Origin of the sequence: Bacillus sp. FSL W8-0102, assembly GCF_038007225.1 — a bacterium.
In the GTDB taxonomy this organism is placed as follows: Bacteria; Bacillota; Bacilli; order Bacillales; family DSM-4216; genus Bacillus_O; species Bacillus_O smithii.
In genome coordinates this window covers 1,731,483-1,752,990 of the sequence record NZ_JBBOWT010000001.1, presented here as the reverse complement: position 1 = coordinate 1,752,990, position 21,508 = coordinate 1,731,483, and the positions used below count along the sequence as shown (strand labels likewise).

The 21,508-nt window shown below is 42.1% G+C and carries 15 protein-coding genes and 1 riboswitch; all 15 genes read right to left on the bottom strand.

Features of this window, described 5'->3' with window-relative positions:
- Window positions 1-86 precede the first annotated feature (86 nt).
- Window positions 87-1,982, bottom strand: coding sequence for a DNA mismatch repair endonuclease MutL (gene mutL / locus N1I87_RS08385; RefSeq protein ID WP_341101327.1), 1,896 nt, complete (start codon window positions 1,980-1,982; stop codon window positions 87-89).
- A gap of 63 nt (window positions 1,983-2,045) precedes the next feature.
- Window positions 2,046-4,664 (bottom strand): DNA mismatch repair protein MutS, encoded by a 2,619-nt coding sequence (gene mutS / locus N1I87_RS08380; protein ID WP_341101326.1) that lies wholly within the window; start codon window positions 4,662-4,664, stop codon window positions 2,046-2,048.
- Between the two features lie 137 nt (window positions 4,665-4,801).
- Entirely contained in the window at window positions 4,802-5,338 is a 537-nt protein-coding gene (locus N1I87_RS08375) for an outer spore coat protein CotE (protein ID WP_327825084.1), read from the bottom strand.
- A 1,030-nt stretch (window positions 5,339-6,368) separates the two neighbouring features.
- Window positions 6,369-6,800 carry a RicAFT regulatory complex protein RicA family protein gene (locus N1I87_RS08370; RefSeq protein WP_048623407.1) on the bottom strand — a complete coding sequence of 144 codons (432 nt, stop codon included), beginning with the start codon at window positions 6,798-6,800 and terminating at the stop codon, window positions 6,369-6,371.
- A gap of 1 nt (window position 6,801) precedes the next feature.
- A complete protein-coding gene (gene miaB, locus N1I87_RS08365; RefSeq protein WP_003352402.1) occupies window positions 6,802-8,346 on the bottom strand; it encodes a tRNA (N6-isopentenyl adenosine(37)-C2)-methylthiotransferase MiaB in 1,545 nt (514 codons plus the stop codon).
- 198 nt (window positions 8,347-8,544) lie between these two features.
- Entirely contained in the window at window positions 8,545-9,411 is an 867-nt protein-coding gene (locus N1I87_RS08360) for a 2-oxoacid:ferredoxin oxidoreductase subunit beta (protein WP_048623408.1), read from the bottom strand.
- Window positions 9,412-9,434: 23 nt separating this feature from the next.
- Entirely contained in the window at window positions 9,435-11,192 is a 1,758-nt protein-coding gene (locus N1I87_RS08355) for a 2-oxoacid:acceptor oxidoreductase subunit alpha (RefSeq protein ID WP_003352405.1), read from the bottom strand.
- Between the two features lie 157 nt (window positions 11,193-11,349).
- Window positions 11,350-12,270 carry a dipeptidase gene (locus N1I87_RS08350; RefSeq protein WP_341101324.1) on the bottom strand — a complete coding sequence of 307 codons (921 nt, stop codon included), beginning with the start codon at window positions 12,268-12,270 and terminating at the stop codon, window positions 11,350-11,352.
- A 235-nt stretch (window positions 12,271-12,505) separates the two neighbouring features.
- Window positions 12,506-12,766, bottom strand: a complete 261-nt coding sequence (gene spoVS, locus N1I87_RS08345) for a stage V sporulation protein SpoVS (protein WP_003352407.1) — start codon at window positions 12,764-12,766, stop codon at window positions 12,506-12,508.
- A gap of 170 nt (window positions 12,767-12,936) precedes the next feature.
- Window positions 12,937-13,737 carry a TIGR00282 family metallophosphoesterase gene (locus N1I87_RS08340; protein ID WP_003352408.1) on the bottom strand — a complete coding sequence of 267 codons (801 nt, stop codon included), beginning with the start codon at window positions 13,735-13,737 and terminating at the stop codon, window positions 12,937-12,939.
- Between the two features lie 177 nt (window positions 13,738-13,914).
- Window positions 13,915-15,474: a ribonuclease Y gene (gene rny / locus N1I87_RS08335; RefSeq protein WP_048623412.1), complete on the bottom strand. Its 1,560-nt coding sequence runs from the start codon at window positions 15,472-15,474 to the stop codon at window positions 13,915-13,917.
- 933 nt (window positions 15,475-16,407) lie between these two features.
- A complete protein-coding gene (gene recA, locus N1I87_RS08330) occupies window positions 16,408-17,463 on the bottom strand; it encodes a recombinase RecA (RefSeq protein ID WP_003352410.1) in 1,056 nt (351 codons plus the stop codon).
- Between the two features lie 425 nt (window positions 17,464-17,888).
- The gene (locus N1I87_RS08325; protein ID WP_048623414.1) at window positions 17,889-19,196 is read right to left on the bottom strand and encodes an O-acetylhomoserine aminocarboxypropyltransferase/cysteine synthase family protein; all 1,308 of its coding nucleotides are present in this window, start codon (window positions 19,194-19,196) and stop codon (window positions 17,889-17,891) included.
- A 130-nt stretch (window positions 19,197-19,326) separates the two neighbouring features.
- A riboswitch (SAM riboswitch) is annotated at window positions 19,327-19,441 on the bottom strand.
- An 84-nt stretch (window positions 19,442-19,525) separates the two neighbouring features.
- Window positions 19,526-20,761, bottom strand: coding sequence for a competence/damage-inducible protein A (locus N1I87_RS08320; protein WP_003352413.1), 1,236 nt, complete (start codon window positions 20,759-20,761; stop codon window positions 19,526-19,528).
- Window positions 20,762-20,889: 128 nt separating this feature from the next.
- Complete coding sequence (gene pgsA, locus N1I87_RS08315; RefSeq protein ID WP_003352414.1) at window positions 20,890-21,468, bottom strand: CDP-diacylglycerol--glycerol-3-phosphate 3-phosphatidyltransferase; 579 nt, start codon at window positions 21,466-21,468, stop codon at window positions 20,890-20,892.
- Between the last annotated feature and the right edge of the window lie 40 nt (window positions 21,469-21,508).

The following is a 21,508-nucleotide window of genomic DNA, read 5'->3' as shown; positions in this document are numbered from 1 at the left end:
AGTTGAATAAAAGAGGTATTCGATAGCCTAGAAAATGAGGGAAAATGGCGGATAAACACCACCAAATCGTGTTAATCATAATCCCGCTACATTACCCGTTTAAACATTTTTTCCAGTTCATATGCCGAAAAATGAATAATAACGGGTCGGCCATGAGGGCAAGTGAACGGGTCGGAAGCTTTCCGTAAATCGTCCAAAAGCGCCTGAATTTCATCTTGGCGCAAATGGTGATTCGCTTTAATGGATCGTTTGCAGCTCATCATAATCGCTGCTTCTTCCCTCAGTTTTTTAATATCAACCGTTTTCATCGTAATCAGTTGTTGAAGGATGTCTTCAATAATCTCTTGTTCTTCTCCTTTTGGAAACCATTGAGGGTGAGCGCGTACGATAAAAGAGTGAATACCGAACGGCTCCAGAAATACTCCCACTTTTTCCAATTCATCTTTATACTCTAAAATTTTCACATATTCGTCAGCCGAAAATTCCAATGTCAACGGCACTAACATTTCTTGCAGTTCATTTTCCACTTGCCCCACTTTTTCACGGAAAAATTCATATTTGATCCGTTCTTGAGCAGCATGTTGGTCAATAATGTAAAGTCCTAGTTCGTTTTGGGCTAGTATATAAGTTCCATGCATTTGACCGATGGGATATAATGGCGGAATGCGGCTCTGACGTTGACTGCTCTCCGTTGTTTCCAATGAAGAGTCGTCAACGGCCTCCACAACCGTTTCGGATTCTTGTACATCATATTCTCGCACAAAATTCGGAGAGCTCTTTAACTCTGACTGCTCTTGTTCCAACATGTCTTCAGGCAAATGACGTTCTTCTTCTTGATGTTTCTCATAAGTGTTGGTAAGCTCAGGCGGACGATGAATTGGAACGGCTGTATGGATAATGGGCTCCGTTTGTTTCGGCAGGTGGTCAAGTTCAAAACTTTGCTGGACAGTTTTTTCCTTTTTCCATTTAGGAGCAGCATTTTCCAACGGAATCAATCGCTTTGACCGAAACGCTTCTTGAATGGTTTTCATCATCAGCTCATTCAATTCTTGTTCCTTGCTTAAACGAACCTCCAATTTGGATGGATGCACATTGACATCTACCAGTAGAGGGTCCATTTGGATCATCACTAACGCAATAGGATATCTTCCAATCGGAAGCAACGTGTGATAGCCTTCCTGAATGGCTTTCACTAAAGGATAATTTTTGACATATCGGCCATTGATAATAGTCGAAATATAGTTGCGGGAGGCACGCGTTAACTCCGGAAGGGAGATCCATCCCTCGATTTCAAAATCGATGCTCCTGGCAGAAATCGGGATCATTTTTTTAGCCGTGTTTAGTCCATAGATAGCAGCGAGAACTTGCCGAGCATCCCCATTTCCGTTTGTTTCAAGCAAAACTCGGCCATTATGTCGCAGCTGAATGGAAACGTCTGGATGAGCAAGCGCCAGACGATTGACCGTATCGGTAATGTTTCCGAGTTCCGTATGAATCGTTTTCATATATTTCAGCCTTGCGGGTGTATTATAAAAAAGATTGGAAACGATCACTTCCGTCCCTTTACGAGCGGATGTTTTTTCCTTCCGAACGACTTTGCCTCCTTCTAAGACAGCTCTGGTAGCGGCCCCCTCCCCTGTTCCTGTCGTGATTTCTAAATAAGATACCGAAGCAATGCTTGGGAGCGCCTCGCCGCGAAAACCGAGTGTACGGATGCGAAATAAGTCGTTTTCATCCTTGATCTTGCTTGTGGCATGTCGTTCAAACGCTGTCAACACATCTTCTTCTTCGATTCCGTCCCCATTATCCACTACCCGAATGGATTGGAGACCAGCTTCCTCGACATCGATTTCGATCACCGTGCTATGGGCATCTATGGCATTTTCCACCAATTCTTTAACAACCGATGCAGGGCGTTCCACGACTTCTCCCGCCGCAATTTTATTGGACAACATGTCGTCGAGTTGAATAATTTTTCCCATAAAAGCCCTCTCCTTTCCTCGATCCTCTAAACGCACGGCTTAACGGAGATTCATTTCATCATGTTATTGATTTAGTATTTTTTGCAATTCATATAACTTGTTTAATGCTTCTAACGGAGTCGTTTCTAATAAGTTGAGAGCTTTTAACGCTCGGGCTGCTTCTTTTTCCCGCGGGGTGACGGTTGCTTTCGGTTCTGTCTTTTGCTCCTCATCAAAGAAAGACAGCTGCTCCACTTCCTGTTTCACTGACCGCTTGGAATCTTTCTTTTCACTTTCATCGGTTTTTTCCTTATTAGAAGGAGAAGCACCTGTAGATTCGAGATCCGTCAAAATTTCCTTCGCTCTTTTAATCAACGTTTGAGGGAGGTTCGCTAATTCCGCCACGTGAATACCGTAACTTTTATCTGCAGCTCCTTCTTTTACCTTATGAAGGAAAACTAATTTTCCGTTTTGCTCGACGGCACTTACATGAACATTTTTCAATTGATCCAGTTCTTTCTCCAAAACCGTTAATTCATGATAGTGGGTCGAGAATAAAGTCTTAGCCCCAATATGATCATGGATATATTCAATGATAGCCTGTGCCAAGGCCATTCCATCATATGTAGAGGTTCCTCTGCCGATTTCATCGAAAAGAATTAAAGAATTTTGCGTCGCATGGACGATGGCATTTCTTGCTTCGAGCATTTCCACCATAAACGTACTTTGTCCTGAAATCAAATCATCACTCGCGCCAATTCTCGTGAACACTTGATCGAAAATAGGCAGAACCGCTTCTTCGGCCGGTACAAAACAACCAATTTGGGCTAAAATAGCCGTTAAGGCAATTTGTCTCATATACGTGCTTTTTCCTGACATGTTCGGTCCGGTGATGAGTAGCATTTCCCGACCTTTGTCCATCAAACAATCATTGGCCACATACATTTGTGAATCCATGACTTTCTCTACAACCGGGTGGCGTCCCCCTTTAATCCGTAATGTTCGCCCATCGTTAAAACGCGGTTTTATGTAGTGTTGTTTTTCGCTGACAGTGGCAAAACATTGCAAGCAATCCAGCTCGCTGACAGTTTTGGCCAAAGCCTGCAGTCTAGGAATAAAAGACTTAACATATTCCCGAATAGATAAAAAGATTTCGTATTCCAAATCCACGCTTTTTTCTTCCGCCTGTAAAATTAAAGCTTCCTTTTCTTTCAATTCCGGTGTGATAAAACGTTCTGCATTCGCCAACGTTTGTTTACGTTCATAACGTCCCTCTTCCAGCAAATGAAGATTGGCTTTTGTCACTTCAATATAATATCCAAACACGCGGTTATAACCGACTTTCAACGATTTAATTCCAGTCCGCTCTCTTTCTTCTTTTTCCAATTGAGCGATCCATTTTTTCCCGTTTTGACTAGCGTCTCGGTAGCGATCCAATTCGGCGTGGTAACCGTCCTTGATAATTCCGCCTTCTTTCACGGACAATGGCGGATTCTCGACAATCGCCCGTTCGAGCAGATCGGTTAATTCTTCACACGGGTCTAATTTGGACGCTATTGTTTGAATATCGTCATTGTCCATTTGACCTAATAGATCTTTCAAAGAAGGTATTTGCTGTAGTGATTTTTTCAGCTGGATTAAATCCCGGGCATTAACATTTCCAAACGCCACTCTGCCGGCGAGCCTTTCAAGATCGTAAACTTCTTTTAATCGCTCTCTTAGCTCTTGGCGTTCAAAATAACGATTCAGCAGCAACTCGACAAGAGCAAGCCGCTTTTCAATCTTGCTCTTTTGAATGAGCGGACGGTCAATCCACTGTTTTAATAGTCTCGCTCCCATGGCCGTCATGGTTTCATCCAAGAGCCATAGAAGAGAGCCTTTTTTCCCTTTCGATCGAATCGTTTCCGTCAACTCCAGGTTTCTTTTGGAAAAGTAATCTATTTTCATATAATTATGGACGTGATAGGTTTCGACTGTTTGCAAATGGTCCAAGCTTCTTTTTTGCGTGCGATACAAATAATTAAAAAGTCTGGCAGAAGTCGAACGTAGCCGTGAATCCTCAAGCCTTTCCAAAAGATGTTGATATTCCGATTTGACTTCCTGATCTTCTTCATAAGAAATCGTCAACGACAACCGCTCTTTTATTGTTTTTTGCAAGCTGTTATCAAAAGAAGGGTCGATAACAATTTCTTTTGTTCCAAGCGTGGACAGTTCATTTACCACATCTTCAAAAGCTGTCAGCAGTGTTACACGATTTTCTCCGGTGGATAAATCCGTATAGGCTAGTCCGAACGTCTCATCTTCCATTCCGGAAACCGATGCAATATAATTATTTTCTTTTTCCAGCAGTCCTTTCCCTTCCATCATCGTTCCGGGAGTAATCAGCTGGATCACTTCGCGTTTAACTACCCCTTTTGCTTGTTTGGGATCTTCTGTTTGTTCACATATCGCAACTTTATAGCCTTTTTCAATCAGCTGCTGTATATAGCTATCGGCAGAGTGATAAGGGACGCCGCACATCGGAATCCTTTCATCGCCACCGCCGTCCCTGCTGGTCAAAGTAATTTCCAATTCTTTCGAAGCCTTAATCGCGTCATCAAAAAACATTTCATAAAAATCGCCTAACCGAAAAAATAAAAAGGCATCTTGATATTCAGCCTTAATTTTTAAATATTGTTGAATCATTGGAGTATATTGCGGCATTTGTTTCTCCAATCCTTTCCCGAAGCCTATTTCTAACAAAGTATAATTATATCATAAAAGAATCATATAATAAAAAACAGCCTGATTCCTTCCATGGAATAGGCTGCTGATTCTTCGAAAATTGGCATTCAGATTTCTTATTCTTCTTCATCGTCGACGATGAAATCGGGATCGAGTTCTTCAAAGTCTTCATCGGATAGCTCGGAATCCCAATCATCATCTTCTACGCCATCTGGATCGATCATGACGGAGACTTTTGTCTCGCCAATGACTTCTGCTAAAAACTCTCGTTCGATATGAACGACCATCTTATTGCCATTCGAAGAAATGACAGCTTCATTACAATTCGGCTGTTGTAGCACACGTGCCACTACTTCTTTATCATCACAATCGGGGTCGCGATACTTTAATTTCACAACATCCACATACTCCACTTTTTCTGTAATAACGGAAGTTTTTGTGTTGTCATGATGAGAGTACCATAGGTTTATATCATAAGTCCCTCTAATTTCGACCGTCTTGCCGCTCTTCTTTGCTTTATATTCGTGATTAATAATCCAGCAGCCTAGAATACTTGAAGGATGATGCGGCGGAGTGATCGTATGATGGGACTGGGTAAATTTGCGCCCCTTAGCTACAACTGCCTTTGTTATAATTTCTCTAAATTCTGGCATTTGAGCGAACCCTCCTCATGTAATTTCACTTTATCCTATGCGGAGGGATAAACGGGTGTGCTAAAGCCTCGTGTTTTTTTCCAACAGTGCGGATTCCATGTGAAATAGAATGTTATTCTCCTTCTAATAGAGTAAGAAAGAATCTATTTTTCATTTTTTCCTTCTCCATTCCGTTCAAATGATATTGAATGTAAATACAAAAAGGGGTTTTCCCAATAGTCGGTATAATGATCCAAGGGCACTTTTTTTCATATAAAGCTTTATATCGGGCATTGATGATGATCGCGAAAATTCACTCACTCCAGAAATCGAGTAGGAGGGAGCGATTAACTCCCGTCCTCTCACACCACCGTACGTACGGTTCCGTATACGGCGGTTCAATTAAGATAATTGACGCAAGTCTTTATAACTTCCGTGAATAGCTGTTCTCTTTATGCCAGTGGTCACTCCACCCTCCAAGAGGTCTCCCACGGGATTCACCGCTTCCTCCCTCAAGTGAGGTACTACGTTTTCTGTGTTCATCATGACTCACTGAATACCAAGGGCTATTCTCTCTTAATTGTTCGGTCCTTCTTAGTTGTTCTAGACCAACTAATACTATGACCTCTGCTGACTTCTGACGGTTCAGCTACTTATCACTAAGTAGGTTATGAAGAGTACTTCACATATCCGCCAGACCTCCCCGGGTAAGTACATGCACTTTCACACCATCTATCCGCCTCATTTACTCGATATGACCTTCGACAGAAAGAGCTTTGTTTTGTTATGCAAACTCACTCAATCATACCTAGCCTTATATGAGGTTCGTGTTCCTCGGACCGGTGTTTTGCCTCCAGCTTCCTTCAGATTCCGCGTCACCACGGACACCCTTGCTCTTGGCTAACCTCTACTTCTGTCTTCGGGGTTCGGGACTTACACCCTATAGTTCATGTACATGCCGGGCGCACATAGAGAAACCCGACGAGAAAAATGATTTGATCGTCGGGTTTTCTTGCTTAAAAGGGGCTCCTTGGTCAATCCCTTTCGGAGATTAATGATGGTTCCCCGATAGCTTGTTTCTAACTTGAGCTCCGGTTTCTCCTGTCAGTAGGTTTCCGCCTGTAGAAGTAATCACTTCATCTGTCACGGTATTGGATATCGTGTTGGCTACGATCTGCAACAAATCGTTTACATCCACTTGGGATTCTTTAAACTGTTGAACAACGGGAATATCGTCTAATTCTCTCTCAAGCTGTTCGATTTTTTCTTCCGTTTTTTTCAGCGCTTCTGTTTTTCCATAATGTTGAAAATTGACAGCCTGTTTTTGCAAACTTTTAATGTTTGCTATTAATTGTCGAACTTTTTCATTTTCATGAATTTTTGCTTCCGCTTTTTTGAAAAAATCGACTTCTTCCGATTCCGCAATCATTTTCGCCAACTCTTTGGCGCGTTCGACAATGTCGTCTTTTGAGTATTTGGCCACCCTATTTCACCTCGACAGCTTCTCGTTCTACCACCATTTCTCCATTTAATGTCCATGTTTTGGCTTCCGTGATTTTTACTTTGACAATTTGGCCAATGGCGGATTTTGGTCCTTTGAAATTGACCAATTTATTTCTCCGAGTATAACCGGCCAAAACGTCAGGGTTGTTTTTGCTTTCCCCTTCCACCAGCACTTCTACAATTTTTCCTTCATATTTTTTCATCGCTTTGGCGGAAAGTTCATTCACAAGTTCATTTAATCGCTGCAAGCGTTCTTTCTTTACTTCCATCGGGACATTGTCTTTCATCTTAGCTGCCGGGGTTCCTTCCCGAGGTGAGTAAATAAAAGTGTAAGCAGACTCAAATCCTACTTCTCGGACAAGGGACAACGTTTCTTCAAACTGCTCTTCTGTTTCGTTCGGAAAACCGACAATAATATCTGTTGTCAACGCCACATCCGGGATCGCTTTTTTGATTTTGCGGACAAGTTCCAAATATTGTTCACGGGTATATTTTCTAGCCATTATCTTTAAGATTTCGCTGGATCCGGATTGAACTGGCAAATGGATATGTTCCATTAAGTTTCCTTTTTTCGCGAGCACTTCAATTAAATGGTCGTCAAAGTCGCGCGGATGGCTAGTGGTAAAGCGAATTCGTGGAATATCAATTTTGCGCAAATCATCCATTAAATCGCCAAGTCCATATTCCATATCGGTAAAATCTTTTCCGTAGGCATTTACATTTTGACCGAGCAACGTGATTTCTTTGTATCCTTGTGCCGCCAGTTGGCGTACTTCTTGAATGATATCTTCCGGACGACGGCTGCGTTCTTTTCCGCGCGTATAAGGAACAATACAATAAGTACAGAATTTATCGCATCCGTACATAATGTTTACCCATGCTTTAATTTTTCCTTGACGAACTTTCGGAAGATTTTCAACGACATCTCCTTCTTTCGACCACACTTCGACAACCATTTCTTTTGCCATATAGGCTTCATTCAAAATATGAGGGAGACGGTGAATATTATGAGTTCCAAATACCATATCCACATACTGGTATTGCTTAAGCAATTTATTGACTACCGATTCTTCCTGGGACATGCAACCGCATACTCCCAATAGCAGGTCAGGCTTTTCCATTTTCAACGGTTTTAAATGGCCAATTTCTCCAAATACTTTGTTTTCCGCATTTTCGCGGATGGCGCAAGTATTTAAAAGAATCACATTGGCATCTTCCGGTTGATCTGTCGGTTCATAGCCCAATTGCATTAAAATACCTGCCATTACTTCCGTATCATGCTCGTTCATTTGGCAGCCGTAAGTACGAATATAGAATTTCCGGCCTTTTCCCATTCCTAAAAATTCTTCCGGTATGCTGAAATCTTCGTGGTATTTGACTGCTTCTTTTCCTCGGCGTTTGGCATCTTTCATGGAAGGCGGCATAAAGACCCGCTGAAAATATTTGCTGTAATCCTTTTCGGATTTTTTGTCCGAAGGATCAACCGTTTTCACTTGTTGACTTTGCAAACGTTGTTCTTCGTTCATGAAAATCCTCCATTCAGTTTTTAAGTTCCCTATTTTTTCATTATATAGGCTCTTTGTCATGCAGTTCAACTAAATCTACACATTCTCTTAGTATAAGGGGTTTTAGCCAATTAAACAATAGTAAACGCCTAAAGAGACAGAAGACACAAAAACAGCACTCCTCCCTTTTAGGAAGAAGTGCTGTTTTGTCTCATTCTCTTACATAAATTCTTCTACCAACTCATTGAAAAGTTCATCTGATAAACGCAGATCTTGTTGAATTAAAGGTTGTTCTGCGTATCCATGAATTTGTTCTTGATAAGAAGGCTGTTCAGTATTTTGATAAATCAATCCCGTCACTAACCCGTTATGCTCCATTAACGTATTCATAGCCAAGGCGCGATTGGATGGATCATAATTTTCAACATCGCTTAATTTGAATAAATTTTCCTTAAACCAATCATACGTATTGATTTTATTGTACGTCACGCATGGGCTAAAGACGTTGATAAAGGCGAAACCTTTATGCTTTATGCCCGCTTCGATTAAAGCAGTCAATTCCTTAATATCGGAAGAAAATCCTTGAGCCACAAATGTCGCGCCTGATGTTAACGCGAGTTCCATCGGAGATAAAGCTGGTTCAATCGATCCATCCGGTGTTGATTTTGTGACAAAGCCGGCTGATGAACGCGGAGATGTCTGTCCTTTCGTCAAACCGTAAATTTGGTTGTCCATCACGATATACGTAATGTCAATGTTGCGGCGAATCGCGTGGATCGTATGAGCCAATCCAATCGCAAACCCGTCGCCATCACCACCTGCAGCAATAACCGTTAGGTCTTTATTCGCCATTTTCACGCCTTGTGCAATTGGCAACGCCCTACCGTGAGTACCGTGTAGTCCGTAAGAATGAATATAACCGGATATCCGTCCAGAACAACCAATACCTGAAATGACTGCCAGCTGATCAGGCTCCAAACCAACATTCGCAGCTGCACGCTGAATAGCGGCTTGAACTGAGAAGTCTCCGCATCCCGGGCACCAGTTAGGTTTCACATCATTCCGAAAATCTTTAAATGTGGCCATTTCACACAACTCCCTTGTACTGTTTAAATTTCCTGTGGTTGAAATAATTGTTTGCACTCTGTATAAACTTCGCTTGGTAAGAACGGATTTCCATCGTACTTTAAGACATTGACAATCTTTTCCCCGTAGCCCACATTCATTTTAATGATTTTTGCCAACTGGCCTGTAGCGTTGTGCTCTACGACCGCTACTTTTTTCGCTGACTTGATCAACGGCAATAGTTCTTCGCTTGGGAACGGATGAATAAGTCTTATATGAGCATGATTCACTTTCAATCCTTCTTTTTCTAAGCGTCCTATTGCTTCTTCAATGGCTCCGCGTGTCGAGTTGAAGCCAATTAGCAATAAATCCGATTCTTCATGAGGGCAATTTTTGTAAACAGGCGTATTAAAATGGACATGCTGGATTTTCCGCATGCGTTTATCCATTTGCTGTTTGCGATTCAATGGCTTTTCTGAAGGCTTTCCTGTTTCGTCATGTTCCACTCCCGTTACATGGTGGATGCCGTTTTTCATTCCTGGTATCACTCTTGGTGAAATGCCATCTTCCGTTACTTCATAGCGTTTAAAATACCCTTTTTGAGGAAGTTCCGGCAACTCTTCTTGCAGAGGAATCAATTTTCCGCGGCGAATTTCCACTTTTGAATAATCGAGCGGTTCTACTGTCTGTTTTCCTAACGACAATTGCAGATCAGAAAGCACAATAACAGGACATTGATATTCTTCCGCAAGGTTGAAAGCTTCAGCCGTGTCATAGAACGCTTCTTCCACCGTGCTAGGAGCGATGACGATTTTAGGTATTTCACCGTGGTTTCCATACAGCATCGCCAATAGATCCGATTGTTCTTGTTTCGTCGGCAAGCCTGTGGAAGGACCTCCACGCTGAGTATCAATGATCACGATCGGCGTTTCTGTCATGCCCGCTAACCCGATCGATTCCATCATTAATGAAAGACCGGGCCCTGCCGAAGCAGTCAATGCTCGGATTCCGCCGTAGCCGGCCCCTATGGCCATTGTTGCCGCAGCAATTTCGTCCTCCGTTTGGATCACGGTTCCGCCAACAAGCGGCAATTTTTTAATTAAATACTCCATAATTTCAGAAGCAGGAGTGATTGGGTAAGCCGCCATAAATCGTGCTCCCCCTGCAAGCGCTCCGAGCGCAATTGCATCGTTTCCAATCATAAACATCCGTTTTTTTCCATCAGCCGGGGCAAGTTCAAGATGGCTGATCTGCCCTTCTGTCTCAGACAGCATAAATTGATACCCTTGCCGTATGGCTTCCATGTTTTTCTGTACGACGGCTTCTCCCTTTTTGCCGAAAATTTCTTTCACTACTTCGCGAAATACTTCAACGTCAATATTTAAAATGGCGCAAGTCGCTCCAACCGCCACCATGTTTTTCATAAGAGAAGTTCCAAGATTTGTTGCCAACTCCGTAAACGGAACAGAATAAAGAACCGCTTTTGTATCTTCCGGTTTCTTCGGTTCAAACTTAGAATCGGCGATGATCACGCCATGATCGTTCAGTTCTTTATAGTTGACATCGATTGTTTCTTGGTCAAAAGCCACTAAAACATCCAAATCATCGGCGACAGAATTGACTTTTGTCGAACTAACCCGTATTTTATTATTCGTGTGTCCACCTTTAATTCGTGAAGAAAAGTGACGATATCCATAGAGATAATAACCTAGCCGATTTAAAGCGATGGAGAAAATTTCCCCAGTACTCTCAATTCCTTCACCTTGCTGCCCTCCAACTTTCCATGAAAGCTGCTCTATCATAAAATTACACCCCTTTATACGTTCACAATAAATTGCATTTACTTCTTACTAGTTTATCATTTTTTCAGTTCATTTCCTATTAATCCTGTTTCGTATAGAAAAAAATTAAAAGAAACCCTCCTTTTTCTGAACTACTCTCTTCTTTCATCAACACTCGTCACTGGGGAAAACGGCTGACAAAATTGTCAAACAAAAAATTTTTCACTTGTCGTGCAGAATAGTATTTTAACAGAGACTCTATAAGAATTTCGTAGTCTTTGTACCGAGACAAACGAGGAATCGTTTTTTCTGTTCCGTCAAAATCCGAGCCAAACCCTAAATGATGTTCCCCACCTAATGAACAGATATGATCAATGTGGCGAATGACATCGGAAATTTGAGCTTGACCGTTTTCCTTTACAAATTCCGGGACAAATGTGATGCCAATCACTCCGTTTTTTTGGATTAAATCTTTGATTTGATCATCTTTTAAATTTCGAGGATGCTTGCAAATCCGGTAACAATTGGAATGGGACGCGATTGGATACTCAGCCAACTCGATCGTATCCCAAAATGCTTTTTCAGAAAGATGGGAAACATCTGTCCATATTTTTAGTTTATTTAATTCTTTGATCATCGACTGACCAAAATATGTTAAACCTCCCCCGCGCTTTTCCAAAGCGCCATCGGCTGCCGCATTCGCATAATTCCATGTTAGACCAACAGACCGTAATCCTAATCGATAAAGCGCGCGCAACTTCACCAAATTTTCTTCAATTGATTCGCATCCTTCCAGCGTTAAAACAGCTCCCATCTCGTTATCTTTCAAATTGTCAATATCATGTTTAGACCGTACCAGCTTTATATGAGGATTAGGCTTCAGAATTTTTTCATAAAATAAATCCACCATTTCGAGTGCTGTATCAAAACGATTATGCGACTTCACCCGGGGAGACAAAAAAATCGCAAAACATTGAATTTTGGCGCCCGTATCTACAAGCTGTTGATAGGTTATATGCAGATCGTCCCCATTTTGAAAATCTTTTGTTCCGTCATTCTGAAGTTGATACAATACATCACAATGAGCATCAAAAATCATTTTGAAAACCACCTTTTCGTAATGTCGCAAACATAAAATACCCCTTCAACGAACGGAACTATGTAGATGAGGATGATTTATTTCATTGTAAAATGATCGGGATAATATGTCAAAAAGATTTTTATTTTTGTAACATTCCGTTTCCAATGAATCTTTTAGAACCTTTTGGGTCTGGGTTTGCCTTTAAAAAAAGAAATAGCTGTTTTTCGATTTCTTCGAAAAACAGCTTGTAAGATTACCGTGGTTCGACTATTAACTTTATCGCCGTTCTTTCTTCTCCCTCAATTTGAATATCCGTAAACGCAGGGATGCAAATTAGATCAACACCGCTTGGGGCGACAAACCCGCGCGCAATGGCAACCGCTTTCACCGCTTGATTCAGAGCACCGGCCCCAATTGCTTGTATTTCTGCCGCGCCCCTCTCACGAAGAACACCGGCAAGTGCTCCAGCTACAGAATTCGGATTAGATTTTGCTGAAACTTTTAATATTTCCATTTCTTGTTCCCCCTTGTCATTTCCCAATACCGAATGTCCATTCGAGTGAACATGTTTGGTATAAATGATTCCACTGCTACTATATTCTGAAATTTCACTGAATATTCCGGCTTGGTCGCAAAAAAGGGGGAACGAACCTAGCGATTTATATAGTCTACCTGCTCATAGAATTATTCGGATAAAAAAGGAGAGTCCTCATTCACGAGAATACGGTCAATTTTTTTCGCCATCCCTGTTTTATCATGAATATCAATAATACAGGCGCTTAAAAGTTTGCGGCCGTTCTTAGGGACGTCAAAACGAACAGGAAGGCCGGTGAGAAATTTTTTGACAACAGCATCCCGATCCATTCCTAATATCGCATCGTAAGGGCCTGTCATGCCAACATCCGTTAAATAAGCGGTTCCATTTGGCAAAATACGGTTGTCTGCTGTTTGAATATGAGTATGAGTCCCAATGACTGCTGAAACTTTCCCATCGAGATACCAGCCCATCGCTTGCTTTTCACTCGTCGCTTCTGCATGAAAATCAACAAAGACGATCGGAGTCCGTTCTCTAGCTTTCTTAATAAGGGAATTCGCTGCCTGAAACGGGTCATCCAAAGCAGGCATAAACGTTCGGCCTTGAAGACTGATCACAGCCACTTCAAAACCATTGGCTTTTACAAATATCATTCCTTTTCCTGGTGTTCCGTTCGGAAAGTTGGCGGGACGGACCAATTGTTTAGCATCATCGATAAATTGAAAAATCTCTTTGTTATCCCAAGTATGGTTTCCAAGGGTGATCGCATGGGCCCCGAGGTTTAAAAAACCTCTGTATATTTTTTCGGTAATCCCCCTGCCGCCTGCTGCGTTTTCTCCGTTGATAATGATGACATCAGGACGGTATTTATCTTTTAATTTCGGCAGATATTCTGAAACCATATCTCTTCCTGGTGATCCGACGACGTCGCCGATAAAAAGTAGCTTCATATGTATTTCCTTTCTATTTTGTAATTTTGCTCAATGAAGAAAGATATAGCAGTTCTTAGGATAATGGTATAACTTAAAATCACTGGTATTGATTTTATTCAAGTAAATGCATTGAATTAAGCATTTTTTGTAAGGGCTGTCACTCTAAATAAAGCGGTGTGAAATCTCACACCGCTTTTACTTCGCATATTCTACAGCCCTTGTTTCACGAATGACTGTGATTTTAATATGACCAGGATAATCTAACTCTTCCTCAATCTGTTTGCGAATGTCTCTTGCCAGCCGATGCGCTTCTAAGTCATCGACTTGTTCAGGTTTCACCATGATTCGTATTTCGCGCCCCGCTTGAATGGCATATGATTTTTCCACGCCTTCGTGAGATTCGGAAATCTCTTCTAATTTTTCGAGACGGCGGATATAGTTTTCGAGCGTCTCGCTTCGAGCTCCCGGTCTGGCCGCAGATAACGCATCAGCCGCCGCCACTAATACGGAAATTACAGATGTCGGTTCCGTATCTCCGTGGTGGGAAGCAATGCTGTTGATCACTACTGGATGTTCTTTGTACTTGGTTGCAAGTTCTACTCCAATCTCAACATGGCTTCCTTCTACCTCATGGTCCACCGCTTTTCCGATATCATGAAGAAGTCCTGCGCGGCGGGCTAAAGTTTCATCTTCACCCAATTCCGCTGCCAACAGGCCGGCAAGATAGGCCACCTCTTTGGAATGATTCAGAACGTTTTGACCGTAGCTCGTCCGGAATTTTAAACGTCCCAAAATTTTAATTAAATCAGGGTGAAGTCCGTGAACCCCCACTTCAAAAGTCGTTTGTTCACCAACTTCGCGAATATATTCGTCCACTTCTCGTCTTGATTTTTCCACCATCTCTTCGATTCTTGCCGGATGGATTCTTCCATCCTGCACCAGCTTTTCAAGAGCGATTCGCGCAGTTTCACGGCGAATGGGGTCAAAACCAGACAAGATTACCGCTTCCGGTGTATCATCAATGATGAGGTCTATCCCCGTTAGTGTTTCAAGTGTCCGAATATTACGTCCTTCCCGTCCAATAATGCGTCCTTTCATTTCATCGTTTGGAAGGTTGACAACAGAAACGGTTGTTTCAGCCACATGCTCAGCGGCACACCGTTGAATGGCCAGCGACAGAATTTCTTTCGCCTTTTTGTCAGCCTCTTCTTTCACGCGAATTTCATGCTCTTTTATCATAAGAGCTGTCTCGTGGGACAATTCATTTTCAACGCGTTCCAAAATAATAGAACGGGCTTCTTCGCGAGTGAGACCCGAGATACGTTCCAGTTCGGCTTTCTGCGTTCGCACCATCTCGTCCACTTTGCTTTCCATCTCTTCAATATGTTGTTGTCTTTCAGCTAGAGAATCTTCCTTCTTTTCCAGCATCGACTCCCGATTATCCAAGAGTTCATCTTTGCGGTCAAGGTTCTCTTCTTTTTGCAATAAACGATTTTCTTGTTTCTGCAATTCGTTTCTTCGTTCACGAATTTCTCGTTCCGCTTCTGTACGAAGCTTATGAATTTCATCCTTTGCTTCCAGCAGGGATTCTTTTTTCACCGATTCCGCCTCGCGCTTTGCGTCTTCAATGATTTGATCCGCAATACTCTTTGCCCCTGCGATTTTATGCTCAGCAATGGATTTTCGAACAAAATAGCCAACAACTACACCGACGATTAGGCCAAGCAAAATGGAGATGATTATAATGGATGTCATTGTTTCACCTCCTCTTGCTATGAACTTGTATCATGCTTCTAACATGTCGGCTTGTACATTGTTTCCCTATCAATATACAGCGCGCTAGGCTTGCCAATTTTAGTGTGAAAAAATGTAAAATATACATATTAATTTTAAGGCTGGAAAAAATCATTGTCAAGCATTTGTCAAATACAGCGTTGGTTATAAACGAGAAAGGGAGCGACCCTGCAGGATGAAAATTCATGAAACTTTGTGTTGAATCGCATCCGATCGAGCAAAACCGTCCAAAGTGACAAGGAACGGATGTAATCCGCAACATACATTAAGCGAGCTCGTTTGCCAAACAAGCCTCTAATAAAATACCTAAGAATAAAACCATTTAGTGAATCGCTCGCTGTCTTGCGGTACAGCACCCCCAAAGCCAACCTGTGCTACAGCAAAGCACCCTCCAATCATCACCCATAAAAAAATACCCGTCCAAAACTTGTAAATTTCAAACTACCCGCTTTAAAAATGGATCAGCTAAAATAGGTCATGTCTCCAACTCCGCTGCTAAAAATGAGAATCCAATAAGATTAAAGGCCAAGAAATCAAGAGTAGTGCCCTTATAACAGAATCGATTCCGAACAAAACTTGTCTTAGAAGTTTGTCCAAATAGCCACATCGACTGTGCCTGTCAGCTGATAATGTGGTCTCACCCACAGGTTAGACTTTCAAAACTCCCGCAATGTTTTTTCCTAATTGAATGGATTCACTAAAGATGAGTGCCAGACAGTTGCGACAACTGAGCAAAACCAGCTCCATCAGAACAGCTCCACCTGAAAGTTTCCACTTTTTTGTCTTTCTGCAATAGTCCCTGCTCTTTTCAAATACAGAGTCAGTACCACCATAACCAGATGGAAGAAGGATTATTCTCCCCTATTGAAAAAAGCAAAGCGAACGCTTTGCTTTTTATGCCTCATCATCGAGCAAGCTGAAATTTTCTTGTTCCTCCTCGTGGTTTTCCGGCTCAGCAGGAGGGGTATCCAAACCGTAATGTTCCCGAATTTTATACATGATTTCATCGCGGATCTCTGGATTTTCTTTTAAAAACTGTTTGGCATTTTCACGTCCTTGCCCCAGTCTTTCTTCATTGTAGGAATACCACGAACCGCTTTTTTGGATAATGTCGAGCTCGGAGCCGAGGTCGATAATTTCCCCTTCTTTCGATATTCCTTCACCGTACATAATATCCACATCTGCGGTGCGGAAAGGCGGTGCCACTTTATTCTTCACTACTTTAATTCTCGTTTTATTGCCGACCATTTCATTTCCTTGTTTCAGCGTCTCTGCACGGCGGACTTCCAAACGAATCGATGAATAGAATTTCAGCGCCCGTCCGCCTGGCGTCGTTTCAGGATTTCCAAACATAACGCCTACTTTCTCGCGGATTTGATTGATAAAAATGGCAATCGTTTTGGACTTGTTAATGGCTCCGGACAGTTTGCGAAGCGCCTGGGACATCAATCTCGCTTGCAAACCGACGTGGGAATCACCCATTTCTCCTTCAATCTCCGCTTTCGGAACAAGAGCTGCCACTGAGTCGATCACGATAATATCAACGGCTCCACTACGAACCAATGCTTCAGCGATTTCTAACGCTTGTTCACCGGTATCCGGCTGTGAAAGCAAAAGTTCATCAATATCGACACCCAGTTTCTGCGCATAAACGGGATCCAGCGCGTGCTCAGCGTCGATAAAAGCCGCTTGGCCACCTTGTGCTTGCACTTCAGCAATTGCATGCAAAGCTACCGTCGTTTTCCCTGAACTTTCAGGACCATAAATTTCGATGATCCGACCTCGCGGATATCCACCTACCCCCAGCGCCGCATCCAAAGCAAGAGAACCGCTCGGAACAGTAGATACTTTTCGGTCCGTTTGTTCGCCCAATTTCATAATGGATCCTTTACCAAATTGCTTTTCTATTTGCTTTAACGCCATTTCTAACGCCGCTTGACGATCATTCACTCGCTATTTCCTCCTCAAATATCAATCTATTAAAAGCATATGTTTTTCCTCATTGATTTTGGATTTTATTCAACAGTATCTTCCGGAGCTGTTTTTTTGTTAAAGCCTACTAATAATATAAATGTTTCTGAAACGATTTACAAGCAAAAATCGAACATTTATTCGTCATTATAATTTTTCAAAATACCATGTTCAGCTAATCCTAATTTTTCCAGCTATTGCTGAAATTCAAATGCTCTTGTTCATAAATTGGATTGAAAGTAAAAAAAAAGAGGGGGGAAAATGTCCAAGAGAGGGATTAATGGTGGATGGTCACACGAAGAGAATTTGTCTGGATCATTTTCTACTGAATATTTTAAAACAAAGCAGAATGAAAAGCAAACAAAAGAAGAAAAAGAGAGCAATACGCCCCCTTTTCAAATTGTTTATATTTCAAGCTTTTCAGCCGAAATGCCGGTTGCTTTTTCGATAGCTTGATTGAGATCGGCAATTAAATCTTTCGGAGATTCCAGTCCAACAGAAAGACGAATCATTTCTTCACTGACACCTGCTAATTTCAACTCATCAGCTGATAGCTGTTGATGTGTAGTGGAGGCCGGATGGATTATTAACGATTTTGCATCGCCCACATTGGCGAGATGCGACCAAAGTTGAATGTGATCAATGAGCTTTTTCCCGCTTTCTCGACCGCCTTTAATGCCAAATACCACAATAGAGCCGAAGAAATTATTTAAGTATTTTTTGGCCAATTCATGGGAAGGATGATCGCTTAAGCTAGGATGAGACACCCATTCCACTGCTGGATGCTTCAGCAAATAGTCAACAATGACTTTCGTGTTATCGTGATGTCTGGGCAAACGAAGATGCAACGTTTCTAATCCTTGCAATAGCAAAAACGCACTATGCGGGCTTAAAGATGCCCCAAAATCACGCAATAGCTGTGCGCGGAGTTTTGTTGCAAACGCAGTTCCTCCTAAATCGGCATAACGCAAACCGTGATAAGTTGGGTCCGGTTCGATAAAATCAGGGAATTTTTCATTATTCCAATCAAAGTGGCCGCCGTCTACAGCAACTCCGCCAATAACTGTTCCATGACCGCCAATCCATTTTGTTGCCGAGTGAACGACAACATCGGCTCCCCATTTGATTGGATTGGAACCATATGGTGACGCAAACGTATTGTCTACAATCAACGGAATCCCATTTTCATGGGCAATGGCCGCAACTTTTTCAACATCCAACACATTTAGACTTGGATTTCCGATGATTTCTCCGAAAAGAGCTTTTGTTCGTGGAGTGATCGCTTTTCGAAAATTTTCAGGATCTTGAGCATCGACAAATTTTACATGAATCCCATATTTAGGAAAAGTAGCAGAAAACAAATTATAAGTACCGCCGTACAATTCAGACGCTGCGACAATTTCATCTCCTGCACTCGCAACATTTAAAACGGAGAGCGCGATAGCTGCCATGCCTGAAGAAAATGCTACTGCTGCAGTACCTCCTTCAAGCGCCGCCACTCTTTTTTCAAATACATCAACAGTTGGATTGGTAATCCGGGTATAAATATTCCCTTCTTTTTTTAGTCCAAATACAGCGCTCGCGTGTTCCGTATCCGGAAACACATAAGAAGTAGTTTCATAGATCGGTACTGCACGGGCTCCTGTCGCAGGATCAGGTATTTGCCCTGCATGCAATAATTTTGTGTCTTTTTCCCATTGCTCGTTTGCCATAATAAAACCTCCCGAAAAATTCGAAGATTGAAATTTCAGCGACTTATCTGAGAATAGATCCCATCCTGATGGATGAGGAACGGCAAAAGCCCTCTTCCAATAAGAAGAGGGCTTGAGTTCATCATTTCCCTTCTTATCTTCCAGATCATTTCCTGATCTGTAGGAATTAGCACCTTTTCAAGCATTGATTCTTGAAGGTTGCCGGGCTTCTTCGGGCCTATTCCCTCCGCCGCTCTTGATAAGAGTCAATTCTTATACTATATGGAATTGTGTGGCTCTTGTTTAAAGAATAGCGCAATAAAAAAGAAAAGTCAATCATTTTCAGCAAATTACTGACAAGTTCTCAGCAAAAAATGACAACCGTATTTAGCTGTACGGTTACGAATTTGATTCCGATCCCCTGCAAGCTTCAGCAATACGACCTTTGATTCTTTCCCTTTTTCAGAAATGCCGATCCAAACAGTTCCAGGAGGATTTTCTTCTAAAGAATCGGGTCCTGCTACTCCCGTAAAGCTGATTCCAATATCAGCGTTAAGCTTTTTCCGTACATTTTCAGCTAACTCTTTCGCACATTGCTCACTGACCGCTCCGAACGTATCAAGCGTCTTTTTTGAAACATCGACCAGATGCTCTTTCGCTTCGTTTGTATAACAAACAATCCCGCCTTTTAAAACGGCGCTTGCTCCCGCAACAGCGGTGATCATGCTTTGAAACAGTCCTCCGGTCAAACTTTCAGCGCAGGCAATCGTCTTATTTTGTTGTTTCAGCTTCTGTACTAATTCAGCTGCAATCGTAGTTTGTCCATAACCATAAAAGTATTCGCCAACACGGTTTAAAATCTCTTTTTCTACTTTGTCAATCATCTCATTAGCTGTCTCTTTTGAACGGTGCTTCGCCGTAAGTCGAATGGTCACTTCTCCGTCGCCGGCTAAAGGCGCAATGGTCGGGTTTGTTTGGTTCATAATCATATCTTCAATCTCTGTCTCCAACTGCGATTCTCCGATGCCAAAGAAACGCAATACGCGTGAAACAATGCTTTCTTGGCGATCCAAAACATTTAATATAGCCGGCCTTCCATATTTTTCGAACATCGGCTGCATTTCTTTTGGCGGCCCCGGCAAAAGCATATAAAATTTATTTTTTGATTTCACAAACATACCGGGAGCCATGCCGTTTTCATTCGGCAAAACAAGACAATCCTCTAGAACAAGAGCTTGTTTTTTGTTATTTTCCGTCATCTCACGGCCTATTTTAAGGAAATATTGACGAATTCCTTTAAACGCTTCGTCGTTCAAAACGAGTTTCTTGCCTAGATGCGCGGCAATGGTTTCTTTTGTTAAATCATCACGTGTCGGGCCAAGACCACCTGTAAAAATGATGAGATCTGCTCTTTCTTCTGCTTTTTGAATCGTTGAAAGAAGCCGATCGCTGTTATCCCCGACAACGGTTTGATAAAATACGTTGACGCCCATTTCAGCCAAATGACGAGAAAGAAATTGTGCATTCGTATTGACGATTTGGCCGAGTAGAAGTTCGGAACCAACCGAAATAATTTCAGCATTCATAAAATAGTCCTCCTCAATCATATAGAGATCCAAACAGAAAAAGGCCGCTCTTCAACAAGAACGAAAGTGCATAACCGTCTTTTTCGAGTTCTTGGATGAGCCAGCCTTTCTAGTTGTTTCATTTCATTTTACTTGGAGTTTTTAAATGCATGTGCATTTTTGGCGAAATAATCCCAGCCTGACCATAACGTGAAAAAGAGCGCTACCCAAAGGGCAAAATCCGCAAACGGAATCGAGAAATTTTCAAACAAAATATTATGAAGAAGCAACGCAGAAATCGCAATGATTTGCGTCCATGTTTTAATTTTTCCAAGCATATTGGCCGCAACTACTTCTCCTTCCCCAGCAAGTACAAGGCGAAGCCCTGTCACCGCAAACTCGCGGCTGATGATCAAAATGACGATCCAAGAAGGAGCATATCCCAATTCAACCAGTATAATAAACGCAGCCGAAACTAACAATTTGTCCGCAAGCGGATCAAGAAATTTTCCCAGGTTCGTGACCAAGTTGTACTTTCGTGCAAAATGTCCGTCAATCCAATCGGTGGTCGAGGCAAGGATAAATACAAGGGCCCCCACGAAGTGAGTCACAGGCATAGTTGTCCCTAGAATGGTGATGTTTCCCCAATTGAATGGAACAACAAGCAAAATAACGAAGATTGGAATTAAACATATACGTGATACAGTAATTTTGTTTGGTAAATTCACAAGAAGTACCCCCACTATTCCATCGAAAACAGTATCCTAA